We start from the raw sequence: 19966 nt of genomic DNA on the forward strand, positions 1-19966 counted from the left end.
GAGGGGATCGCGAGCGGCGTTGCCCCCGCGCTGGCTCTGCGCGCGTTCTCTTCGGCGAACAGCGCCCGAGTCTCCTGGATAGACTGGACTTTGGTTGGTTGCTGCGTGTCGGCGTAAATCTCGATGACCTGGTCCATCAGGGCTTCCGCCTTCGGGCACCAGCGTCGGCTCCGATTGCCGGATAGGTGAGTGGCCGGAATGAGCGAAAGTGCAGAGTAGCCTGCAGCCTGATAGGAGCGGACCCACTGCAAGACCGTTCGGCTTCCCGGCAGCTTGCGGGTTTTTATTTCGTTGCCCGGTCGTATCTTGGCAAAGGCCGCTGCGCCTTCGCCAACGAGCCTGGCCGTCACTGATGCGAGCTGCGCTTTGGCCTGCTCATATGCCTGTTGCGTACGTTTGATAAGGCCCGCAGCTTCCAGAGCCAGGAAGGCGTCACAGACGGCTTTCCGCCAAATCACAAGCCGTGCGGTCTTTTCCGACAGCTCGCTGATGACCTGCACAGGTTTGTCGTGACGCGCCTCTTGCGTAGCCCGGTCAAAATATCCTGGAAAATATTTGGTATCTGGGCGACGCATCATCTCGGCGAGTTCTTGGTGAGAAAAAGCCTCTGTGACCCCCGGCTGGCCCACACGCCCATAGATACCGCCGTGCTCGTTGGTCTCAATCGGGTAGATCGCGACACCCGCGGTGATAATCATGTCAGAGGTCGACAAGCGGAAGTGAGGGATCATGCTGCGGCCTCCACTAGAGAGGGGCGCGACCAAGCGAGCGTCCGCGCCGCTTCAGCGGCAGCCTGTCGGTCAATGTGCTGGTCCGTGACGAGCAGCACGCGATCCGCAAATGACTTGGTTGCTGCCGCTGAGACAGCTTCGAGCTCGGCTGCAAAGTTCAGCTTCAGTACACGCGGCATGGGTTTGATGGCCACGGCGATGCGCTCCCCGTCCGTTTTCGAGACCAAGAAATCGAAGACATGTCGCGCGGGGCGGCCGTCAGTGCCGACATAGGATATCGCCGGGGGTTGCTCGCGGATGTGGTGCACGTCGTCGCGCACCAACATCAGGCAGAGGAAGGCGTATTCCAGCGCACTCTCGAAGTGGATGATGCGCGGGCGCTCGAAGCCGGGCAGCAGTGCGACCATCGAGCCACGAAGGCTCCCTTTTGAACGGCGCGCAGGCACCCGGGTCGCGTGGCTCGGCTCCGGCCCGCGGTAGAACAAGGTGTTGTACATGATGATTGGAGCGCACCTCACCTGCGCGCCGACCCATGTGGATCGGAGCAGGCGCGGGGCGACATCCCCCTATGTTTGAGATGAGTTTGACTGCCCTGCCGAGAGACGCCTCGGCAGGTTGACTTTTCGTGAGACTCAGGGGATGAATAAGGGGTCGCGACCAACGACACTTATTCAAAAGGCCTTCCTGTTAGCGCAGGAGGGTCTTTTTATTTCCCGATGTCAGGTGTTGTTTGCCGCGCTGTCCTCCTCTGCTGGGTAACGGTCGGGGAAGAGCTCGGCCGGGGTCTTCTCGACAGCATCGGCAAGGGCCCTCTCGATTTTCAAAGACCTGCGCAGACCTTGGCTGACCAACGTAACCGTCGAACGCAGAACCTCCAGCTCGCGGGCGACTGAGGCGATGGATTTGCCACGTAGACGTAGCTCCATTTTCAGGCGTTCATGAGCTGGGTTCACTGTGTGTGACATCGACGCTGTAACCATGATTGCTGGGACTTCGTGATCCGGAGGGAATCAGCTATCAACGAATCAGTCAAGGATAACTGTTTAGAATCATGTGGTTAAAAAGTATGGCGAAATTTTCACGATGGATGTCGGTAGAATTTCACCGGAGTTTTTAGTCAGAGGAAGGGTCTATGGCCGAAGCAAAACGTCATCTGGAGGTTTGTGGTGACTTCGTCGTCGTCTTTACAGATGGCGAAGGTCATGGTGTCCATCACTCTGAATTAATTGACTTGATGGCACACAGCCGGTCGTTGGCTAAGGTTCGGGAGCGTTTCGCCGCCAGCCGGTCCAATCTGATCGAGACGTTAGAGCATTTCGGCTATGATTTCGACGCGCTGCTCCAATCCCAGTTTCGGGAGGGGTTTCGCGACACGGCCCTGGCGAAGCTACATCGCGTTGATCCGAAATGGATCGCTCGCAAGCGGGAGGCACTGGGCTTCCCGAACGCGCCGGGGCGATCACGTGTGGAGTTCTCACCTGAACAAGTGAGAATAGCATACGATGCCGCTGGCAGCTTCGCCGGGGCCGCAAGGTTGATGGGTATCAATCGGCAGACGTTCAGAAAGTTATACGCCGACGCGACCGAGCAAATGGGGCTGGGGCAAGATGATACCTTGGACCGGACGCTAGAGAATGAACCTTTCGCAAAGGCGCGAGCGGCAACGTGCCGCGCCGGCTCCAAGATTTGTTATTCGGAGGATGAGCTGAAGAAGTTCTTCGACGACGAGTGGGAGGAGAGTTGAACGCTGCATGCAGGGGTCAGAGGAACGCGAGCCTGGCAAACAAACGATCAGAATCCGACAACCGCTTGTGCTATCCAAAGGTAGGACAGCGCAGATAGCTCACGACACTACGCTGAGTTCATTTCTCGAAAGCTGCCGTTCAGGTGGAGCGCAGCGATCGGCCCCATCGAACCCACCTCGACCTAAGCTATTTTGAAACGCATCTATCTGTCGAGCATTCCACGTAGTAGTGGGGTCATCATCGCACCGTCGGGCATGGTTTCACTTCGGTATGGGATATTGAAGTTAATCAACTCGTCGGACACGCGTGAAGCTTCGATGCCAATGCTCTCAGCCATGTCCTCTAAAATGTCACCAAGGGCCTCGAAGACATCCAAACCGTCCCACTTACCAAAGTCACTCCAAAGCCCCTCATGCACCTTAACGAGGCGTTCGAAGAACGGAGAAAACCACTCAAACTCAGCCTCTTGGGTTAAAACGGCAGGATGCGTTTCCGGAGTTTCTCGCGCTGTAACCGCACCCAAGAAGTACGATGCATACTTCAGAAGCTCTCCAATACCTCCATACATTTCTGCTGCAACCTGCCCAACATCTCCGTGCGTCCGGTACGCCTTGATCATCTCGTAAAGTTGACCTCTGGTAGTGCCAAACACCTTGACCAATGTCTCGAGGTAACCGTCTACGGGATCATACCCGATCGAGCCGACGATGCGGCATACTGCGTACTCATCCCACGTTGCCAGAATTACCTGCCAGCGCATGTTGTCTAGGATGTTATTGTATTTTTTCTGTAGAAGAATTTTCGGGAAAGAGCTGTCAAAGGCAGCAGTCACCTCGACATGCGCACACTCGTGAGCAACCAAATGAAGTGATTGTCCAAAGTACTCGGTTTCCTCCCCTGGTTCCTCAAGAATGCTGAGTGCGTAGTTGGCGTTGAGGACAAGGTGGGTCTTGATCACACCGTCGCGGATTACCGTCGGGGCCATTGCGACACCGATAGCGACGCCTTTCGTTGCGGAGAGCTTGTAGGTGGTCTCATATCCACGATCCAGCTCCGCTAGAGCTTCGTCGTAGTCGAATGCAACTGTCACGCCATCCAGATTGGTCAGATCAATGGACTGGCTGATGACGCTGAGGACGGAGTGCAACTTGTAGATTGCCTCCTTAGCATAGTCCTCATTCGCGAACCCCCTAGCGGAAAACTGAAGATTGCTCGGGATCGAAACGTTATCTGGAAGTTTGTCGGCAGTACCCTCTTCACCCTGCATGTTACTCAACCTTCCGTCGCAAATCTCAAAATTACCACCGCGCATCCAGATGGGGGTGAAGTGCGCCAGAACGCAACCACATCTGGGTGAATAATCTGGCGGTGGCGCGGTCGCCCGCGCTATAGAAATGCTACAAGATAAACACGCGGACTAAGCCCGTTACCCTTAGCTTCTTAAAGGGCACTGAAGCAACCATTGGTGCAGGCTTAGCGAAGTGGCGCTTCGTCCGTCACTACAGTCATGTCTGTAGGGTGCAGTGAATGACTGTAGACTGTACGTTTGAGGATCGTTCAACGGACGTTTTTAATTTCGCCTCGAGGTCCTTCTGCTGTTGAGAAAAATGTGTCTCGATAGGGTGGTACGATTTGTTTATCGCTGAAGGGGCCGCTTGCGTTACGCTTGACCCATGACAAACCTACGTATTGGCTATGCCCGCTGCTCCACCGACGCTCAGGATCTCGCCGCTCAGCGCGCGGCGCTGGAGATCCTTGGCGTCGCCTCCGAGCGAATCTACACAGACCATGGGCTGACCGGCCGCAACCGCGACCGGCCCGGGCTTGCCCAGGCGCTGGCCGCTGTGCGGGCGGGCGACACACTTGTGGTGCCCAAGCTTGACCGGCTGGCCCGCTCGGTGCCGGACGCGCGCGACATCGCCGACGGGTTAGCTGAGCGCGGTGTACGGCTCGCGCTAGGAAGCACGGTCTACGACCCAGCCGATCCGATGGGGCGGATGTTCTTCAACGTGCTGGCGACCTTCGCCGAGTTCGAAGCCGACCTAATCCGGCTTCGCACCCGCGAGGGCATGGCGGTGGCCCGCGCCAAAGGGAAGTTGAGGGGCAAGAAGCCAAAGCTTTCCGACCGGCAAGCGGCGGAGTTGACACGGATGCACGCAACTGGGGAGTATTCGGTGTCGGACTTGGCCGAGCTCTTCTCTGTGTCGCGGCCAACCGTCTATCGCACGCTGGCGCGGCAAGGGCCGAAACGTTAATGGCCGACGGTCCATTCCAACCCTTTACAGCCAACCCTTCCAGCGACGGCACGAAGTCTACCGTGGGCAAGATGGGCGGATGCCGGACTTTCGCCGCGGTCGCGAAGGCACCTCGGCCGCACCGCGAAAGCGGCCATTCAAGCGAGAACCAAGGCCGGAACCCGCTCGATCTACACAAGGGGCGGAGAACGGACTTTCGCTGCGCTCGGCTTGAATGACGGAAAAGCGCAAAGCGAACTTTGAAGAGTTTGGCGGTTGCGCCAAAGAGGTCATCAGGCAAAAATGCTGCTGAGAGATGGTATGCGCCTAGACAGACTTCTGCTGGGGGTGGTTTGGGCGGTGTCCATTATGGAATTCATTTTGCTATCCCGTGGTTGAATTAGGACCTGTTGTCTGATGGCAATAATAGTCAAGCCACTTGGTGTGAGTGCAAATTAGTCATGGGATCAACATGAGCAATTTCTCTGAAAATGATGTTCACGAGCATCTCTATGCTACTGGCTTGGAGACGGTAATCGTCGACTGCCCGGAGTTCGACACGCCTGAAGGTGAGTCAATTTCGGCAATCGATCAGCGCTCTGACGAGTATGATTTCCAACTCTGGCGGATCATTAAAGCCCGGGCTTTTGCGAAGCTGGAACGACTGCATGGAACGATACGCTACGGAACCTTCTCCGGATCCAAAGTCAACCTACCCACCGATAAGACTAGGCCCATGGAGCTTGACTTGATAGGCACCCACGAAGACGGCCTTTTCATCCTGGAACTGAAGGTTGAGCGGTCGGCAGAGCGGAACGCGTTCTCCGAATTGTTTGCTTACAGCAACTACATTGCCGGCATCTTTGCTATGTCCGGGCATCAGGATATTACAAACGTTTTAGCTGCCAATCTCGACAACAAGATCACAAAACAGGCGTTCCTGTATGATCTTCTAATCAACGAGCGCGACATCATCGTGTATACGCCAAGCTTTCCTGATGGAAACTTGGAGAGCCTGCAGCTCGACCTCTACCTACCAAGCGACGACGACTTTCGTCACTTTACAAATGAGCTGTTGTCACACGATGCGATGGCGTGCGTGGTGATCTCCTTCGACGATCTTGATGGCTGGTTCGACAGCGCCGAGAAATATGGCAGTCTCAACGGTTGGACCAAGGATCATCTTTCGGCCCTTAGTGGCTATGCCGCTCAATTGATGGAAGCCGAGCGACTGCACGGTTTCTGTTTCATCCGCAAACCTTGGCAAGAGATTCCCCGATTTTACCGCAACAGTCTGTTCATTTGCGCTCTCAACCCTTTTCGCATCGCTGAGCCAGCACGCGCTGACGCGCTCCTTTCGCAGCTGAAGGAATCCGAGCGAGCCTCCTTTTTGGAGACGCCTGAACTGGCCTTTGATGGGAGGTTGATCCGACTGGCGCAGCGAGCGGTAAAGGATTGTCTTACCCACGATTATAGAGCGGAAGTTGAGACCCCCTACTGGGGCGCGATAGTCGTCGAGAGCCAAGAGGTGGTTTTCACCCATAACTTTGCCTTCCGGCCAACTGGGATCTTGCGCGAGGCCTATCTAGATTACCTCAACGACCTCTATGCCCGTGAGGCCGCAGGCGACGGCTGGGGTGAGGACGTCTCCACCCTCAAAATCAATGAGGTCAACAATTGGATGCGCGCTTGGATGTTCATGGAGGGCTGCGGGTTCAAGGCGGGTGAGGCACTCGACGACCAGGCGGATGACGACAGCACAGAATTCAAGGCTGAGGCATAGTTGCCCACTAGACTTGCCAAAGTGCATATCCACTTCGCTTGTGCTGCAACAGACCCAAAAATTCCGCTGACTATTCGTCAAGAAGTTGTTCCGAATGTCCGTTTTTGACTTGGCGAAAAGAAAAGAAGGGTACTTTCCGGGCTGGGACCGGTCATCCGCGGCGGCACGCACGAAGGGCGGCTTCGGGCCGGGAGCGACGGCCACCACTGCCTGCCAGGCGCACGACCCGCTGCGTCGCCGAATGTCCGCTCCGAGCCCAATGCCGTCATCTGGTTCGGGCCTCGAATAGCAATTCGTATTCGCTGTCGAGGTCGCTGTTCCCGGGCTCAAATTGGATTGGGGTGATACCAGATCGGAGCCAATGCTCCTTGAACTGGCGATGTATCCTATCCACCGAGAGAGGCGATACGGACATGGCATGCGCCGCCGCATCGGCATCATCGACATCCATGAGCCCAATCACGCAAAGGGGCTGGCCTGGACAGAGATACCATGCTTCGTGCCGCACTCCCTCACGGTGGAGAGATTCCAAAACCTCTTCCATGTGGCCGCGCATGTAGTTGCTCCACTGCCGCACGCGGAGTTCGTCGCAGGTGAGAGGGATCTTGGCAGCGCGATAGGTCATGATTTGACTCTCGGTGAACTGGGCGATGTCTGCAAGGCAAGCAGTTGGAGTGCTCAGAGCCGGCACGGTTCAAGGTTTCTCGAGCCGGACGTCTGAACTGACCGAAGTGATCGGGCCCGAGCCCATCTTGCATTTTTCTGCAAGGCGTTTGGAGGTCTGCTATCGGTTGCTCACCGAGGATATTTATGAAGGACTCGCCTATGAGCATTCGTATCGCCCTGTCCAGCGACCATGCTGCTATCGAACTTCGTCAGGCAATCGCCCGTCATCTTGCGGACCAAGGTTTTGACGTAGTCGACATCGGGCCGACGGAGCCTGAGAGCACTGACTATCCGAAACATGGCGAAGCGGCAGCGAGGCTTGTCAAGTCTGACGACTGTCAGCTTGGCATCGTCTTATGTGGCACAGGCCAAGGTATCATGATGGCCGCGAACAAAGTGAAGGGTATCAGGTGCGGTGTCTGCGCTGACGTATTTTCGGCCCGAATGATCCGCCAACACAACGATGCCAATATGCTATCATTGGGTGCGCGCGTGGTTGGAGAAGGCTTGGCACTGGAAATAGTTGATGCGTTCATGAACGCTAGCTTCGAAGGTGGTCGACATTCGACGCGAGTTACAATGATCGACGCGCTGGAAAGCTGAACGCCGCCATTCGCGCAGCCGCAGCAAAAACTCGCTTTGTCCGCTTCGCGCAGTCATCGCTCTTCTTCGTAGTTTTCATTCTCTCGTTCTGCCGATACTGTCCCCCATGCTTGGTTGGCAGAGTCTTCTGGGGGGCTGCATTGAGATATAGGCACTTTCTTTTCGATCTTGACGATACTTTGCTCGACTTCCGGTCTTCTGAGAAACGGTCATTTGATCAAACGATGGAAATCGTTGGGCTAACCGATAGTGCGTCCACACTCTACTCAGACTATAGGCGGGAGAGCGCCGCGCTTTGGGTGGAACTGGAGAGAAAGCAGATCGACAAATAATTTCTTAGGGTTGAGCGGTTTCGGCGCACATTCGCGCTCCACGGCGTCGAAGCTGATCCGTTCAAAGCCAGCGCAATCTACCTCGACATCTTGCCTGAGACCATCGTACTTGTCGACGGAGCCAAGCGGCTTTGCGAAACTCTTGCCAGCGTCGGAGAGCTTGGCGTCATCACCAATGGCATTGATGCGGTTCAGCGGAGGCGGATCGAAAAGTCAGGCTTAGGCGAATGGTTTTCGTTCGTAGCAACTTCCGAGAAGTGCGGATTTGCAAAGCCGGATGCGCGATTTTTCGAGTTTGCGGCCGGAAGTTTTAGCTCTTTCAGAAAGTCTGAGGCTATTATTTTTGGCGACCGAATTGATGCTGATATCGCGGGCGCCATTCAGTTTGGGATTGATAGTTGCTGGTTCAACCCACGAGGACTAGCGGGCGAGGAGCTGCTTATTCCCACGTTCGAGGTATCACATCTCGATGAGATTGACGGCTGTCTGTGTGATCGACCATGAAAAGGGAATGTTGATGAAATTCGGTCTCCTGCTGTTTCCGAAACTCACCCAGCTCGACCTGACTGGCCCTCTTGAGGTCTTCAGCCGAATGAATGGCGTTGAAACCGCGTTGGTCTGGAAGACGCGAGACCCCGTTCCGTCTGACCGGGGCATGCGCATCCTCCCTACGCACACCTTTGACGAAGCACTAGAGTTGGACCTCATTTTTGTGCCAGGTGGACCGGGACAGATCGAGTTGATGGAGGACCAGGAAACCCTGAATTATCTGCGGCTCGTCGGAGGGCAGTGCCAGTGGGTTACTTCCGTCTGCACAGGCTCTCTGATCCTCGCCGCAGCAGGTCTGCTCATGGGATACCGTGCAACCTCGCATTGGTCTTCGATTGATCAACTTGGCCTGTTTGGTGTCGAACCTGTTGCTGAACGCGTGGTCCGAGACCGAAACCGGATTTCCGGCGCCGGGGTCACATCTGGCATCGACTTCGCGCTGAACATTGCTGCTGATCTACTCGGCGAGAAGGCCGCCCGATCAATCCAGCTTCAGATCGAGTATGATCCTGAACCGCCTTACAAAGACGGCTCACCTCGTAGCGCCGACCCCGAGCTAGTGTCTGAAATTCGCTCGGACATCGCGCCTTTCATTGCCAGACGAAAGCGGGCGTCTGAAGCGGCGGCTCGTGCTTTGCGATCGTAAAAGAGCCTGGGGCGTGACGGAAGCCGGTTAGAAGATAGACGTCCGGAAAGTCCGCCCTGCCGACCTTCATCCTCCGATAGTGCTGCGCGATAGACGAATGGCCGGTCTGGTGAAACTGCACCGCGGCGATCGGCAAGGGACTGAACGGCAGGTCAGGGCTGGGAGCGACGGCCGCCGCGGCTCGCCAGGTGTTCGCCTCGCTGCGCGGACGGAGTCCGCTTCGAGCCCTTTTTGACCGATGCAAAAACGCGGCCGGATGGCCGCTTCGGAGCAGCGAACCATACCCCACATACTTCAGGTCTTTGTCCGGTCGGCGACCATAGAACAGTCCCTTACTCGGGGTCGGGGCGCTTGAGGCGGCCGCCGCGCCTCGTGCTCTTCCTCGAGCCCTTGGGCTAACCGGCGTCTCCCGCCTTCAGCCTCTCGATCGCACTGAGCATGGTGGACACGAAAAGATCGAGGTCGTCGTTGTTCAAATGACCAAGGGCCATCGCATTGACGTCTCGAGCGGCGGCCTGCGCCGGGCCGCGTAGGTCGCGGGCCTGAGTCGTAAGGTGAATTGTCTTGGCCCTTGCGTCAGTCGCGTGCGCCCGGCGTTCGATAAGACCGTCCCGCTCCATCCTCGCGAGAGTGTTGGCCATGGTCGCCTGCTCGACATCGAGACGTTCGAATAAGTCGCGCTGCGTCAGACCGTCCTCCTCCCACAGCGCGAGCAACGTCATGAACTGCGCGGGCGCGAGACCCAACGGACGGATACGCTCATGCAGGCGCTGCGCAAAGAGCCGAGCCATATGGTTGGCGAGATAGCCCGCGGAGCGGGCGCGATCGAAAGTGTCGGTTGCCATGGCGGACGAATAGATCTTGCATAGCATGCTGTCCATATCTAACTGATAACATAGTATGCTATCTAAATGGAGGTCCCCATGTCCCGTACCACTCTCGTCGCGCTGCACGGCATTTCCGGCGCCGCGGCCCTTCTCACCATTGCAACCTTCTGGGTTTCGGCGCTGACGGCCGAACTCGTCCTCGCCACCCCGGGCTTCGTGGCCGTTCGGACGGCGATCCTCTATGCGCTACCGGTGCTCGTGATCGCCATGATGGCCGCAGGTGCCACCGGGACGCAACTCGCGGGGCGGTCCAAAAAGCCCGTCATTCGGGCCAAGCGCCGCCGCACCATCATCGCGGCGGCCAACGGCCTGCTCATCCTCATTCCCGCGGCGGTGTTCCTGGGCTTCCGGGCACGAGCCGGGCTTTTCGACGCGGTTTTTGCCACCGTGCAGATCGCCGAGCTGGCCGCCGGTGCGGTGAACATCACCCTGCTTTCGCTCAACATGAAGGCCGGGATGGCGATGCGCGCGCGGCGTCTCCGGGCCGGAAAGGCCACAGCATGAGAGCCGTTTTCGCCTATCTCGCCGTCATCGGATCGGCCGCGTTCACCGGCACGATGCTCTGCATCGGCCTCGCCTTCGGCGGCTACTGGACCAGCTTGCCGGCGGAAGAGTTCCTCGCATGGTTCGCCGCGAACAGCGGATTAATCGCGCGGACGATACCGGTCGTGGCGGGACCCGCGCTGCTGGGACTTATTGGGTCGCTCTGGCTGGCGCGTCGGGAACGGGGGGCACGTGGTGCATGGGCGATCGCCACCGCCGCAATGCTCGGACTGGCGTTCGTCACAGCGGTCTATCACCTGCCAGCGAACGCGGCACTCGCCAGCGGAGAGATTCCGCCAGAAGCCGTGTCGGCGACGTTACGGACATGGCTGACCCTCCACGCCCTCCGCAGCGCGCTCGGTCTCGCGGCGAGCGGCTTCGCGCTTTGCGCGGCTCGTCTTGAGTAAGACGTCCATGATGAGCGGTGTGCATTCTTGTTCTTGCCCTGAATGCAGACCTTCGAACAATTGTCGCGAAAGGCAAGTTTGTCCGCCCTGCCGACCTTCATCCTCCGATAGTGCTGCGCGATAGACGAATGGCCGGTCTGGTGAAGCTGCACCGCGGCGATCGGCAAGGGACTGAACGGCAGGTCAGGGCCGGAGAGCGACTTGGTTCTCCACCGAGGTGGTCCGGCGGCACGCTGCCACGCCGCAGGGCCGCTTTGAGCCCTCTGCCGCCATTGAAACTGGTGGCGGGGCGGCCTATGCTCGGCCCGCCACAGACGGAGATTCATGCACAGAGGCTTCGATTGAACCGCATGTAGCGGCATCGCTCGGCACATGGATGCCGACCCTTTTTGCATGATTTCTGTGGAGTTCTCATGGAGAACGTTAACGTGCTGATCCGGCCCTTTGACGCGGCAACGGATTTGAAAAAACTGTCGACCATCTGGTTCGAAGCCTCGCTGGAGGCGCACCCCTTCATCGGTGAGAAAAGGCTGACTGAACAGCGCAAGCTGATCGAGGAGGCGTATCTGCCGAAGGCGGAGACTTCCGTGGCCTGCATTGACGGAGAAGCTGTTGGCTTCATCAGCCTTCTGGGATGCTTCATCGGCGGGATATTCATCGCGCCGGGCTGGCAAGGTCACGGTATCGGGCGCACGCTTATCGCCGATGCCTTGGCCCGGAAGGGCGATTTGTCCCTTGAGGTCTATACCGAGAATGAACGAGCCGTCCGCTTTTACAGGACGCTCGGATTTCAGGAGGTTTCTCGGCGCGCGGTCGATGACTTCGGGTTCCCGTTCCCGAATGCGGCACTCCGTATCAAGACCTGAGAGCAGGTCTGGCAGGGCTATTCCCTGCCAGACCACATTCGCGAAGGTATGGATCGAGCCCTTCGTGGCCTTTCAGAGCCGTTCCAGCGCGGTCGTGACTGTCTCAGCCAACACTTCTGCCGGCAATGTGCCGTCAAGCCTCAGAACCGGAGCGGTTTGTGCTTTGAGCCAGCGTTCATGCTGCGCGAGATTGCGTCCTGTGAACGAGGGGTCATCATAGCGAGATGCCCAGTCACGGAATGCCAGATGGCCTTCATACATGTCGCCACCCGGCAGGATACGATCACCATGTCTTCGTGCCTCTCGGCTCTCCAGACGTCGCAGCCGTATCGCGGTAGGTGTATATAGGAAGGCGATGATCTCGACATGCTCAATCAGGATATCCCCCCACCCCATAAAGGAGCCTGACAGAACCCAACCGTCCGTCTGGGATTGCCGCTGTTGTATCAAGCGGACCCGATCTTCTGGCAGGCGCTTTGTCGTGAATGGTGGGTTTGTTGGCATCCAATAGAAATCGTCTACGTCCAGCAGTGGAACGCCCATCTGCGCGGACAGTGTCGCGCCAAGCGTTGAGACGCCCGAGCATGACGCTCCGATCAAGTATATTCTTGGCACGTCAGTCCCGCTGCTAGCATTTAAAACCAAGCGGGCATTAGCGGTACGCGTCACCTTCTACAATGTCCGCTTCGTCCCGCTCAGCGGACCTTTGCTGTCGGAAAACGCTTCGCGGCGCACAAACGACCGCTTCGGTGAAGCTGCGTCGCGGCGTGGCCCAACCTGGCGAATATCCGTAGCGGGCCGTGAGTGTCAGGCAGCGGGAGGCGGGAGGGTCCATGCGGTTTGTCCGGTTCAGCAGTTTTGCCAGGGCATCTCGCGATTACGGTCAGTTGACCCGCTGCGCACAAAAAAAGTCGGCGCGTGTTGCAATGTCGGCGCGCGGCAACTCCGTGATTTGGTATCCGAGCGCGGTGTAGGTCTCGCGCATAATGGCGCAGGTTGCTTCGGCTTCGGTGGGGGTCTGCTTGCGTTCGGTGTCCTGTGTGAAGACCTCGTTCCAGTAGGGCGCAAGGAAGACGCGGGCGTTGTAGCGGGCTGCCTTGGCCGCTGCGGCGATGTGGGGCGGCACGGGGAGGCCGCAGAGGGTCAGGTAGCCCATTATGTCGGGAATGCCTCGGTCGAAGATCACGGGGCCTGAAAGCGCCTCAGCGTCCTCGTAGGCGCGCAGATCGCGTTCAAGCATCCGTTCGGCATAGGCCATGCGGTCCGCCCAGGGGAGGGCGTCTCCGCCGCGCGCCATCTCCTCGCGAATGATCGCGCGGCCGGATTCGGGGATCGTGTGAAAGCCGCGGCGGGCGAGTTCGGTGATCAGGCTGGTCTTGCCCGCACCGGGGCCGCCCGTCACGACGAAGAAATGGTCGCTCATGAGCAATCCTCGATGGTGAAAGGGGAGGGCTGCAAAGCGATCGACACGCCACGGGCGCGGATCAAAGCAGCCAGAATTTTCGTAGGGAAAACAGCACCGGTCTGCGTGACAGAGGCAAATCCTCTGACGAGAAAGGCAGAACTATCTGGTGCTTTTCAGAGGTTTTTGGTGGAGCCTAGGGGGATCGAACCCCTGACCTCTTGCATGCCATGCAAGCGCTCTCCCAGCTGAGCTAAGGCCCCATATATTGCCGTTTCCGGCGGTGGGCGATGCCGTTTCCGGCGTCGTGCGGCGTGATCTACGCAAAGCCGCGGGCGGGTTCAAGGGAAAAAATCGCCGCCCGTGGCAGAAAGTTTCGACAAGCTCAGTTGTCGTCGTCCTCACCCGCGACATCGGTGATGTCGTCGAGCGAAACGTTGTCGTCGTCCTCGTCCTCGAGCACGTCGTCGTCGTCGAGATCGACCTCGACGTCGTCTTCCAGCAGATCGACGTCTTCCACGTCGTCCTCGGAGGCTCGACGCTTGGCGCCGTCGGCGGAGTCGGCAACGAGCATCGCACGCTTGCCGGTATCCAGTTGCAGGACCTCGCCCGTGTAGGGGCTGACGATCGGGTCTTTGTTCAGGTCATAAAAACGCTTGCCAGTGGTCGGGCACACGCGTTTCGTACCCCATTCTTCCTTGGGCATGGGTGATCCCCTTCAGCTTGTCCGGTCAGGTCGACAATCCGCGCCCTCTGACATATCACAGGAGCGGTGTCAAAGGCTTTGGCCATATCGGTTCCGAGGCGAGGGATATGGGGCAGATTACTCTTCCTGGCAACCCGCCAATCGCGGTCAACCTGCGTCGCTCGGCGCAGGCACGGCGACTTTCGTTGCGCCTCAGCCAGATCGACGGCCGGGTGACGCTGACAATGCCGCGCCGGCTGCCCGAACGCGAGGCCCTGGGCTTCCTGCGCGAGAAGGAAGCCTGGCTGCGCAGCCATCTCGAGGCGCGGGGCGAGGACGTGCGAATCGGCCCCGGGGCGCGGCTGCCGGTCGAGGGGGCCGAGCGCGAGATCCGTGTCGGGACCGGGCGCGCGGTGCGGCTGGGCGAGGGCTGGATCGAGGTGCCGGGCTCCGAGGACCGGACGGCCGCACGGTTGCAGGGCTGGCTGCGGACGCTGGCCCGGGACCGGCTGGCCGAGGCCTCGGACCGGTACGCCTTCGCGCTGGGGCGGCCCTACACGCGGCTGACGCTGCGCGACACGCGCTCGCGCTGGGGCTCGTGCACCGCGGACGGGGCGCTGATGTATTCGTGGCGACTGGTGCTCGCACCGCCCGAGGTGCTCGGCTACGTCGCCGCCCACGAGGTCGCGCACCTGGCCGAGATGAATCACTCGCGGGCGTTCTGGGCGGTGGTCGAGCGGCTCTACGGCGACTGGCGGGCGCCCCGCCGCTGGCTACGCGACGAGGGCGGGGCGCTGCACCGGTACCGTTTCGGCGATTGACCTGCGGGAAATTCGTGATCACATGTCGCAATCATGAACGCCGCACCCCGCTCCACCGACATTGCCTCCTCTGCCCATGACCGCGTCTACCGCGGTCTGCGCACGCGCATCATGCTCGGACAGATCCCGCCGGGCGAGGCGCTGACCCTGCGTGGCATCGGCAAGGAGTTCGAGGTCTCGATGACCCCCGCCCGCGAGGCGGTGCGCCGGCTGGTGGCGGAGGGCGCGCTCAGCATGTCCTCGTCGGGGCGGGTCTCGACCCCGGAGCTGTCCAACGAGCGCATCGAGGAGCTGGCCGCGCTGCGGGCGCTGATCGAGGTGGAGCTTGCCTCGCGGGCGCTGCCGCGGGCGCACATGGCGCTGATCGACCGGCTGCAGACGATCAACGGCACCATCGCCGAGATGATCCGCAACCGCGATTCGGTGGGCTACATCCGGTCGAACCTCGAGTTCCACCGCACACTCTACCTGCGGGCGCAGGCGCCGGCGATGCTGGCCATGTGCGAGACGGTCTGGCTGCAGCTCGGGCCCACCATGCGGGCGCTCTACGGGCGGCTGCGGCGCACCGAGGCACCGCAGTACCACCGCCTGATCATCGCGGCGCTCAAGGCCGGGGACGAGCCGGGGCTGCGGCTTGCGGTGCGCTCGGACGTGACGCAGGGCCTGCGGATGCTGGCGAGCTAGATCTTCACTGGCACGCTACTCGGTCCCGCGTGGCGCGATCAGGTCGCCCTCGGCCAGATCGGCGGGCGGGTAGAGCACCACGTGGTCCCCCGCGGTCAGCCCCTCCACCACCTGCGCAGCGACGCCATTACCCGGCCCGATCGCAACCGGCACCTGCCGGGCGCGCCCATCCTCGGCCCGGAACACCGCCCAGCCGCCACCGGCGCGGAAGAGCGCGCTCTGCGGCACCTGAAGGGCGTCGTCTGCCTCCCATGTCACGATGCGCACCACGACGCGGTAGCCGTGCCCGAGCGAGGCACGCGCCTCGAGCGGGCCGGTGAAGCGCACGGTGACGTCGACGCGCTGCTCCTCGACCCCGAGCGCCGAGACCTTGGTGCGCCCCAGCGGCGCGATGCGGGTGACCTCGCCATCGAGCGGCGCGTCGCCGCCCCAGTCGTCGATCAGCACCCGGTCGCCCAGCGAGACCTGCACCGCGTCCGAGGAAGTCAGCTCGACCACCACCTCGAGATCGTTGGCGATGTCACCGAGCTCGACCACTGCGGTGCCGGCGGCCACGATGGTCTCGCTCTGCTGCAGCACCCGCAGGATGCGCCCGGCAATCGGCGCCACCAGCGGGATGTCGGCGGAATGGTTGCCCGCGACGGCGGCGGCAAGCCCGAGGTCGTCGAAGCTGATGAGCTGGGCGCGGGCGTTGGCGAGCTCGGCCTGCCGCATCAGCACCGCCGCCCGCGCGGTCTCGAGCCGGGCGGCCGCCGCGCGCGCCTCGGAGCGGAACCGGTCGAGCGCGGCGGAGCTGATCGTGCCGCGTTCGGCAAGGGTCTGGCTGCGGGTGTATTCCGAAGCGGCGAGATCGGCGTCGGCGGCGGCGGCGTTGACCTCGGCCTCGGCCACCTTGAGCGCGGCGGCGGCGGCGTCGGTCGCGGCCATCGCCTGTTCGCGGGTGCGGATGTCGAGCGCGTCGGGGTTGGTCGGGCGCATGTGAGCCACCGGCGCGCCCTGTTCCATCTCGTCGCCCGCGATCACCTGCACCCGCAGGAGCCTCCCGGCCACCGGCGTCGAGACCACGTAGACGTCGTGAACCTGTGTCTTGCCCTCTTCGTCGATGGTGACGGTCAGCGGGCCCTGCGTGACCTCGCCAATATCGACGAGCGTCGCACGCGGCCAGAAGGCGGCCACCAGTGCGCCGCCCAGCAGCAGCGCGAGCAGGGTCCAGAGGATCAGGCGGGTGCGGTTGCGTCGGTCGGCCATGTCGTCAGTCCCGTGTCTTGAGCGCCGCGACCAGGTCGGCCCGGTCGACGTTGCGTTTCACCAGCAGCCCCGAGATCGCGGCGCCCGCGATCACCACCAGCGCGGCGCTGCCGAAGGTGGTGGGCAGGAAGACCACCGGAATGGTGTAGAGCTCCGAGGAATAGGCTGCCGCCAGCACCTGTGCAAAGCCCGCGCCCAGCACCGCGCCGAGCGGAAGGGCCAGCAGCGTCACCAGCCCCAGCTCGCCGAGCAGCACGTAGGCGGCCTCGGCCTTCGAAAAGCCGATGACCCGCAGCGAGGCAAGGTCGCGGGCGCGCTCGGCCAGCGCGATGCGGGCGGCGTTGTAGATGATGCCGAAGGTGATGACGAAGGCCATGCCGGACATGATGAACCGGGTCCAGCCGGCGCCCTGGTTCATCACCGTGACGAAGGCGTCGCGGGCCTCGTGCTTGAGGCTGACGCCCGCCACCGTCGGCAGGCCCTTGAGCCAGGCGTAGATCTCGGGCGCGCGGGCCTCGTCGAGCCGCAGGGCGGCGGCGCTGACCCGGCCGGGCTCGCCCAGGGCGCGGTTGAGGCCGTCCATCGCCATGTAGGCAGGGGCGCCCAGCACCGAGTCGGCCACCGCCGCCACCGGCAGCTTAAGCACCGGCCGCGCGCCTTCGCGCACCTCGACAGTCAGGGTCTGGCCGACCTCGAGCTTCAGCTTGGCGGCCAGCGCGCCGGACAGCACCAGCCCCTCGGAGCGCATGGGAATCGGCGCCAGCGCAGGCGTGAGCGCGCGGTTGAGCTCTGGCGCGGCGGGCAGGCCGGTGATGCTGCCGCGGTGGCTCTGGCGGCCGTTGCGCAGGATCACGGCGACATCGCGCCGCCCTTCGACCCGCTCGACCCCGGGAATCCGGGCAAGCTCGTGCAGCACCTTGTCCGAGACGGCGCTGGTGAAGGTCACCGAGGCCTCGGAGCGGTCGATCACGTCGAAACTGAGCGCCACGGCCTGCGAGAAGCCGGCGTGGATCGTCAGCATGCCCCCCGACAGCGCCATGCCGCAGGTGATACCGAGCACCGCGCCCGCCATGCGGAAAGGCGTGCGGGAGAAGCGGCGCAGCACCATGCGGGTGGGCTGGTCGAGCCAGCGCGTCAGGCCGCGCCAGCGCCCGGCCGAGGCATAGTCGGCAGGGGCAGGGGGGCGCATCGCCTCGGCGGGCTGCAGCGCGAAGATGCGGCGCAGAACGATGGCGCCGCCGGCGGTCGCGGCAAGGACGCTGACACCGATGCCGGTGGCAAAGGCCGCGGGCTCGAGCCGGAACACGAGGAAGGGGAACTTGAAGAAGGCGAGGTAGAGCTGGACCATGCCCCGCCCCGCCGCCACCCCGGCAAGGCAGCCCAGCAGCGCCCCGGCCAGGGCGATGGCCAGCACCAGCTTCAGGTAATGCACGCCGATCTCGGCGGAGCGATAGCCGAAGGCCTTGAGCAGCCCGATCTCCTCGCGCTCGGCCTGCACCATGCGGGCGATGACGATGTTGAGCAGAAAGGCCGCGACGGCCATGAACATCGGCGGCACCGCGCGGGCGGACTCGCGCAGCCCATCGATCTCTTCCGACACGAAGCGGTTCGAGAACATGTCCTCGCGCCCATAGGCGCCGATGCCGCCGTAGGGCTCGAGCACCCGGTCGACCGCGTCGAGCACCGCCTGCTCGTTGGCGCCGCGGCCGAGGCCGATCAGCGCCTCGCTGAAGGCGCCGTCCATGTCGAAGGCGGCGGCCATTGTCGCGGGCGAGAGCCACAGCACGCCGAAGCGGCTGTCGTCGGGCACCATCTCGCCGGGGGCTGCGCTGTAGAGGAACTCGGGCGAGCGGGCGAGACCCACGATCCGGAAGCTCCGCCGCGCGCCGTTCATGGTCGTAGACAGCATGTCGCCGGGACGCAGCCCGTGGGCGGCGGCGAAACTGTCGAGCACCACCACCTCGTCGGGGCGGCCGCGCTCGAAGAGCCGCCCGGCCTCGATCCGGATGGCGTTCAGCGCGGGCGCGTCGTCATAGGGCAGGGACAGAGCCTGCGCCTGCAGCGGCACGTCGCGGTCGGGCAGGTCGATCAGCGCGGCGCCACCGATGCGCCCCTCGACCGCGCCGACGCCCTCGAGCGCCGCCAGCGCGTGCAGGACCTGCTCCGGCGCGCGGGTGACCGGGGCGATCACGTCGGCCAGCCGGTAGCGCTCGTAATAGCCGCGCCGCGTCTCGTCGAGCGAGGACACCAGCCCGGACATCATCACCTGCATCGTCACGCCAAGCGCCATGACAACGGCGATGGCCAGCGCCTGGCCCTTCATCCGCCACAGGTCGCGCAGGAGCTTGCGGTCGAGCGGGCCTACCATTCGATCTGCTCCGCGCGCAGCTTGCTGGCGTTCCGCTCTTCCGAGCGGATCGCGCCGTCGGCGAAGCGGATCACCCGGTCGGCCATGGCGGCGGTGGCGGCAGCGTGGGTGACGATGAGCACCGTGGTTCCAAGGCTCTGGTTCAGATGCTGCAGCACCCCTAGCACCTCGCGCCCGGTGGTGCTGTCGAGCGCGCCGGTGGGCTCGTCGCAGAGCAGCACGTCGGGCTGCTTGGCCACGGCGCGGGCGATGGCGACGCGCTGCTGCTCGCCGCCGGACAGCTGGCTGGGGAAATGGCCGCGCCGCGCGCCCAGCCCCACCAGCGCCAGCGCCTCGTGCGGGGGCATCGGGTCGCGGGCGATCTCGGTCACCAGCTCGACGTTTTCTTCGGCGGTGAGCGAGGGCATGAGGTTGTAGAACTGGAAGATGAAGCCGAGATGGTCACGCCGGTAGCGCGTGAGCTGCCGGTCGGTCATCGCGGTCAGCTCGCGGTCGCGGAACCACGCCCGCCCCGAGCTCGGCCGGTCGAGACCGCCGAGGATGTTCAGAAGTGTCGACTTGCCGCTGCCCGAGGGCCCGAGAAGCACCACGATTTCGCCCGCTGGAAATTGCAGGTCGACCCCGCGAAGCGCGTGAACCGCCGAGGCGCCCTCACCGTAGGTGCGGGTCAGGGCTTCGGCCCGATAGGCGAGTTCGGCCATGGTCTTCCCTCCATGGCCGCGAGCCTAGCGGTATTGGCGCGCGCTTGTCTTGTGCGGGATCAATC

At 62.0% G+C, this 19966-nt stretch carries 23 protein-coding genes and 1 tRNA gene; 12 read left to right on the forward strand and 12 right to left on the reverse strand.

Translation table 11 applies throughout. The features are described 5' to 3' along the window. Positions 1-727: 727 nt before the first annotated feature. Together HC022_RS02870 and HC022_RS02875 are read right to left on the reverse strand one after the other, a co-directional pair. Positions 728-1138, reverse strand: coding sequence for a TnsA endonuclease N-terminal domain-containing protein (locus HC022_RS02870; RefSeq protein ID WP_167451258.1), 411 nt, complete (start codon positions 1136-1138; stop codon positions 728-730). A 312-nt stretch (positions 1139-1450) separates the two neighbouring features. Next, on the reverse strand, positions 1451-1696 hold the full coding sequence (locus HC022_RS02875) for a helix-turn-helix domain-containing protein (protein WP_254884889.1): 246 nt from the start codon (positions 1694-1696) through the stop codon (positions 1451-1453). Positions 1697-1863: 167 nt separating this feature from the next. On the opposite strand from HC022_RS02875, the gene HC022_RS02880 reads away from it, so the two are divergent. Then, positions 1864-2475: a hypothetical protein gene (locus HC022_RS02880; protein WP_167451259.1), complete on the forward strand. Its 612-nt coding sequence runs from the start codon at positions 1864-1866 to the stop codon at positions 2473-2475. A 203-nt stretch (positions 2476-2678) separates the two neighbouring features. Here HC022_RS02880 and HC022_RS02885 read toward each other — a convergent pair whose 3' ends face one another. Next, entirely contained in the window at positions 2679-3743 is a 1065-nt protein-coding gene (locus HC022_RS02885) for a hypothetical protein (RefSeq protein ID WP_167451260.1), read from the reverse strand. A 406-nt stretch (positions 3744-4149) separates the two neighbouring features. Between HC022_RS02885 and HC022_RS02890 the strand changes: the two genes are divergently transcribed. Both HC022_RS02890 and HC022_RS02895 read left to right on the forward strand, forming a co-directional pair. Further along, positions 4150-4731: a recombinase family protein gene (locus HC022_RS02890; RefSeq protein ID WP_167451261.1), complete on the forward strand. Its 582-nt coding sequence runs from the start codon at positions 4150-4152 to the stop codon at positions 4729-4731. Between the two features lie 451 nt (positions 4732-5182). After that, positions 5183-6493 carry a hypothetical protein gene (locus tag HC022_RS02895; RefSeq protein ID WP_175583432.1) on the forward strand — a complete coding sequence of 437 codons (1311 nt, stop codon included), beginning with the start codon at positions 5183-5185 and terminating at the stop codon, positions 6491-6493. A 265-nt stretch (positions 6494-6758) separates the two neighbouring features. Here HC022_RS02895 and HC022_RS29775 read toward each other — a convergent pair whose 3' ends face one another. Next, complete coding sequence (locus tag HC022_RS29775; protein ID WP_368484600.1) at positions 6759-7025, reverse strand: hypothetical protein; 267 nt, start codon at positions 7023-7025, stop codon at positions 6759-6761. Between HC022_RS29775 and HC022_RS02900 the strand changes: the two genes are divergently transcribed. From HC022_RS02900 to HC022_RS02915, 4 genes are all read left to right on the forward strand, one after another. After that, a complete protein-coding gene (locus HC022_RS02900) occupies positions 6912-7214 on the forward strand; it encodes a hypothetical protein (RefSeq protein ID WP_167451262.1) in 303 nt (100 codons plus the stop codon). The genes HC022_RS29775 and HC022_RS02900 overlap by 114 nt on opposite strands. A gap of 104 nt (positions 7215-7318) precedes the next feature. Beyond that, positions 7319-7762 (forward strand): ribose 5-phosphate isomerase B, encoded by a 444-nt coding sequence (rpiB, locus tag HC022_RS02905; protein WP_167451263.1) that lies wholly within the window; start codon positions 7319-7321, stop codon positions 7760-7762. Between the two features lie 422 nt (positions 7763-8184). Then, positions 8185-8598, forward strand: coding sequence for an HAD hydrolase-like protein (locus HC022_RS28700; RefSeq protein WP_217703866.1), 414 nt, complete (start codon positions 8185-8187; stop codon positions 8596-8598). A 13-nt stretch (positions 8599-8611) separates the two neighbouring features. Next, positions 8612-9289 (forward strand): DJ-1/PfpI family protein, encoded by a 678-nt coding sequence (locus tag HC022_RS02915; protein WP_217703867.1) that lies wholly within the window; start codon positions 8612-8614, stop codon positions 9287-9289. 395 nt (positions 9290-9684) lie between these two features. On the opposite strand, the gene HC022_RS02920 is transcribed toward HC022_RS02915, so the two are convergent. Continuing rightward, entirely contained in the window at positions 9685-10161 is a 477-nt protein-coding gene (locus HC022_RS02920) for a MarR family winged helix-turn-helix transcriptional regulator (RefSeq protein WP_254884891.1), read from the reverse strand. 51 nt (positions 10162-10212) lie between these two features. On the opposite strand from HC022_RS02920, the gene HC022_RS02925 reads away from it, so the two are divergent. The 3 genes from HC022_RS02925 to HC022_RS02935 all read left to right on the forward strand — a co-directional run bounded on the left by HC022_RS02925 (position 10213) and on the right by HC022_RS02935 (position 11992). After that, the gene (locus HC022_RS02925; RefSeq protein WP_167451264.1) at positions 10213-10680 is read left to right on the forward strand and encodes a hypothetical protein; all 468 of its coding nucleotides are present in this window, start codon (positions 10213-10215) and stop codon (positions 10678-10680) included. Continuing rightward, positions 10677-11126 carry an anthrone oxygenase family protein gene (locus HC022_RS02930; protein ID WP_167451265.1) on the forward strand — a complete coding sequence of 150 codons (450 nt, stop codon included), beginning with the start codon at positions 10677-10679 and terminating at the stop codon, positions 11124-11126. Before HC022_RS02925 ends, HC022_RS02930 begins: the two co-directional genes overlap by 4 nt. A 413-nt stretch (positions 11127-11539) precedes the next feature. Continuing rightward, complete coding sequence (locus HC022_RS02935) at positions 11540-11992, forward strand: GNAT family N-acetyltransferase (RefSeq protein ID WP_167451266.1); 453 nt, start codon at positions 11540-11542, stop codon at positions 11990-11992. A gap of 72 nt (positions 11993-12064) precedes the next feature. On the opposite strand, the gene HC022_RS02940 is transcribed toward HC022_RS02935, so the two are convergent. The 4 genes from HC022_RS02940 to HC022_RS02955 all read right to left on the reverse strand — a co-directional run bounded on the left by HC022_RS02940 (position 12065) and on the right by HC022_RS02955 (position 14100). Further along, the gene (locus HC022_RS02940) at positions 12065-12592 is read right to left on the reverse strand and encodes an adenylate kinase (RefSeq protein ID WP_254884892.1); all 528 of its coding nucleotides are present in this window, start codon (positions 12590-12592) and stop codon (positions 12065-12067) included. 283 nt (positions 12593-12875) lie between these two features. Next, on the reverse strand, positions 12876-13415 hold the full coding sequence (locus HC022_RS02945; RefSeq protein ID WP_167451268.1) for an AAA family ATPase: 540 nt from the start codon (positions 13413-13415) through the stop codon (positions 12876-12878). 166 nt (positions 13416-13581) lie between these two features. Continuing rightward, positions 13582-13657 (reverse strand) — tRNA-Ala (locus tag HC022_RS02950). A 122-nt stretch (positions 13658-13779) separates the two neighbouring features. Further along, the gene (locus tag HC022_RS02955) at positions 13780-14100 is read right to left on the reverse strand and encodes a TIGR02300 family protein (protein WP_008884329.1); all 321 of its coding nucleotides are present in this window, start codon (positions 14098-14100) and stop codon (positions 13780-13782) included. 107 nt (positions 14101-14207) lie between these two features. Here HC022_RS02955 and HC022_RS02960 point away from each other — a divergent pair, with 107 nt between their 5' ends. Beyond that, positions 14208-14900: a M48 family metallopeptidase gene (locus HC022_RS02960; RefSeq protein ID WP_008884230.1), complete on the forward strand. Its 693-nt coding sequence runs from the start codon at positions 14208-14210 to the stop codon at positions 14898-14900. A gap of 33 nt (positions 14901-14933) precedes the next feature. Next, complete coding sequence (locus HC022_RS02965) at positions 14934-15584, forward strand: GntR family transcriptional regulator (RefSeq protein WP_008885758.1); 651 nt, start codon at positions 14934-14936, stop codon at positions 15582-15584. Positions 15585-15599: 15 nt separating this feature from the next. Here the strand turns inward: HC022_RS02965 and HC022_RS02970 are convergent, their stop codons facing one another. The 3 genes from HC022_RS02970 to HC022_RS02980 are packed head-to-tail and all read right to left on the reverse strand — an operon-like array spanning position 15600 to position 19901. Further along, a complete protein-coding gene (locus HC022_RS02970) occupies positions 15600-16832 on the reverse strand; it encodes an efflux RND transporter periplasmic adaptor subunit (protein WP_167451269.1) in 1233 nt (410 codons plus the stop codon). Between the two features lie 4 nt (positions 16833-16836). Next, positions 16837-19200, reverse strand: a complete 2364-nt coding sequence (locus HC022_RS02975; RefSeq protein WP_167451270.1) for an ABC transporter permease — start codon at positions 19198-19200, stop codon at positions 16837-16839. Next, positions 19194-19901, reverse strand: coding sequence for an ABC transporter ATP-binding protein (locus HC022_RS02980; protein WP_167451271.1), 708 nt, complete (start codon positions 19899-19901; stop codon positions 19194-19196). The genes HC022_RS02975 and HC022_RS02980 overlap by 7 nt, the downstream gene beginning before the upstream one ends. Between the last annotated feature and the right edge of the window lie 65 nt (positions 19902-19966).

Origin of the sequence: Salipiger sp. HF18 (assembly GCF_011806505.1) — a bacterium.
Classification (GTDB): domain Bacteria; phylum Pseudomonadota; class Alphaproteobacteria; order Rhodobacterales; family Rhodobacteraceae; genus Salipiger; species Salipiger thiooxidans.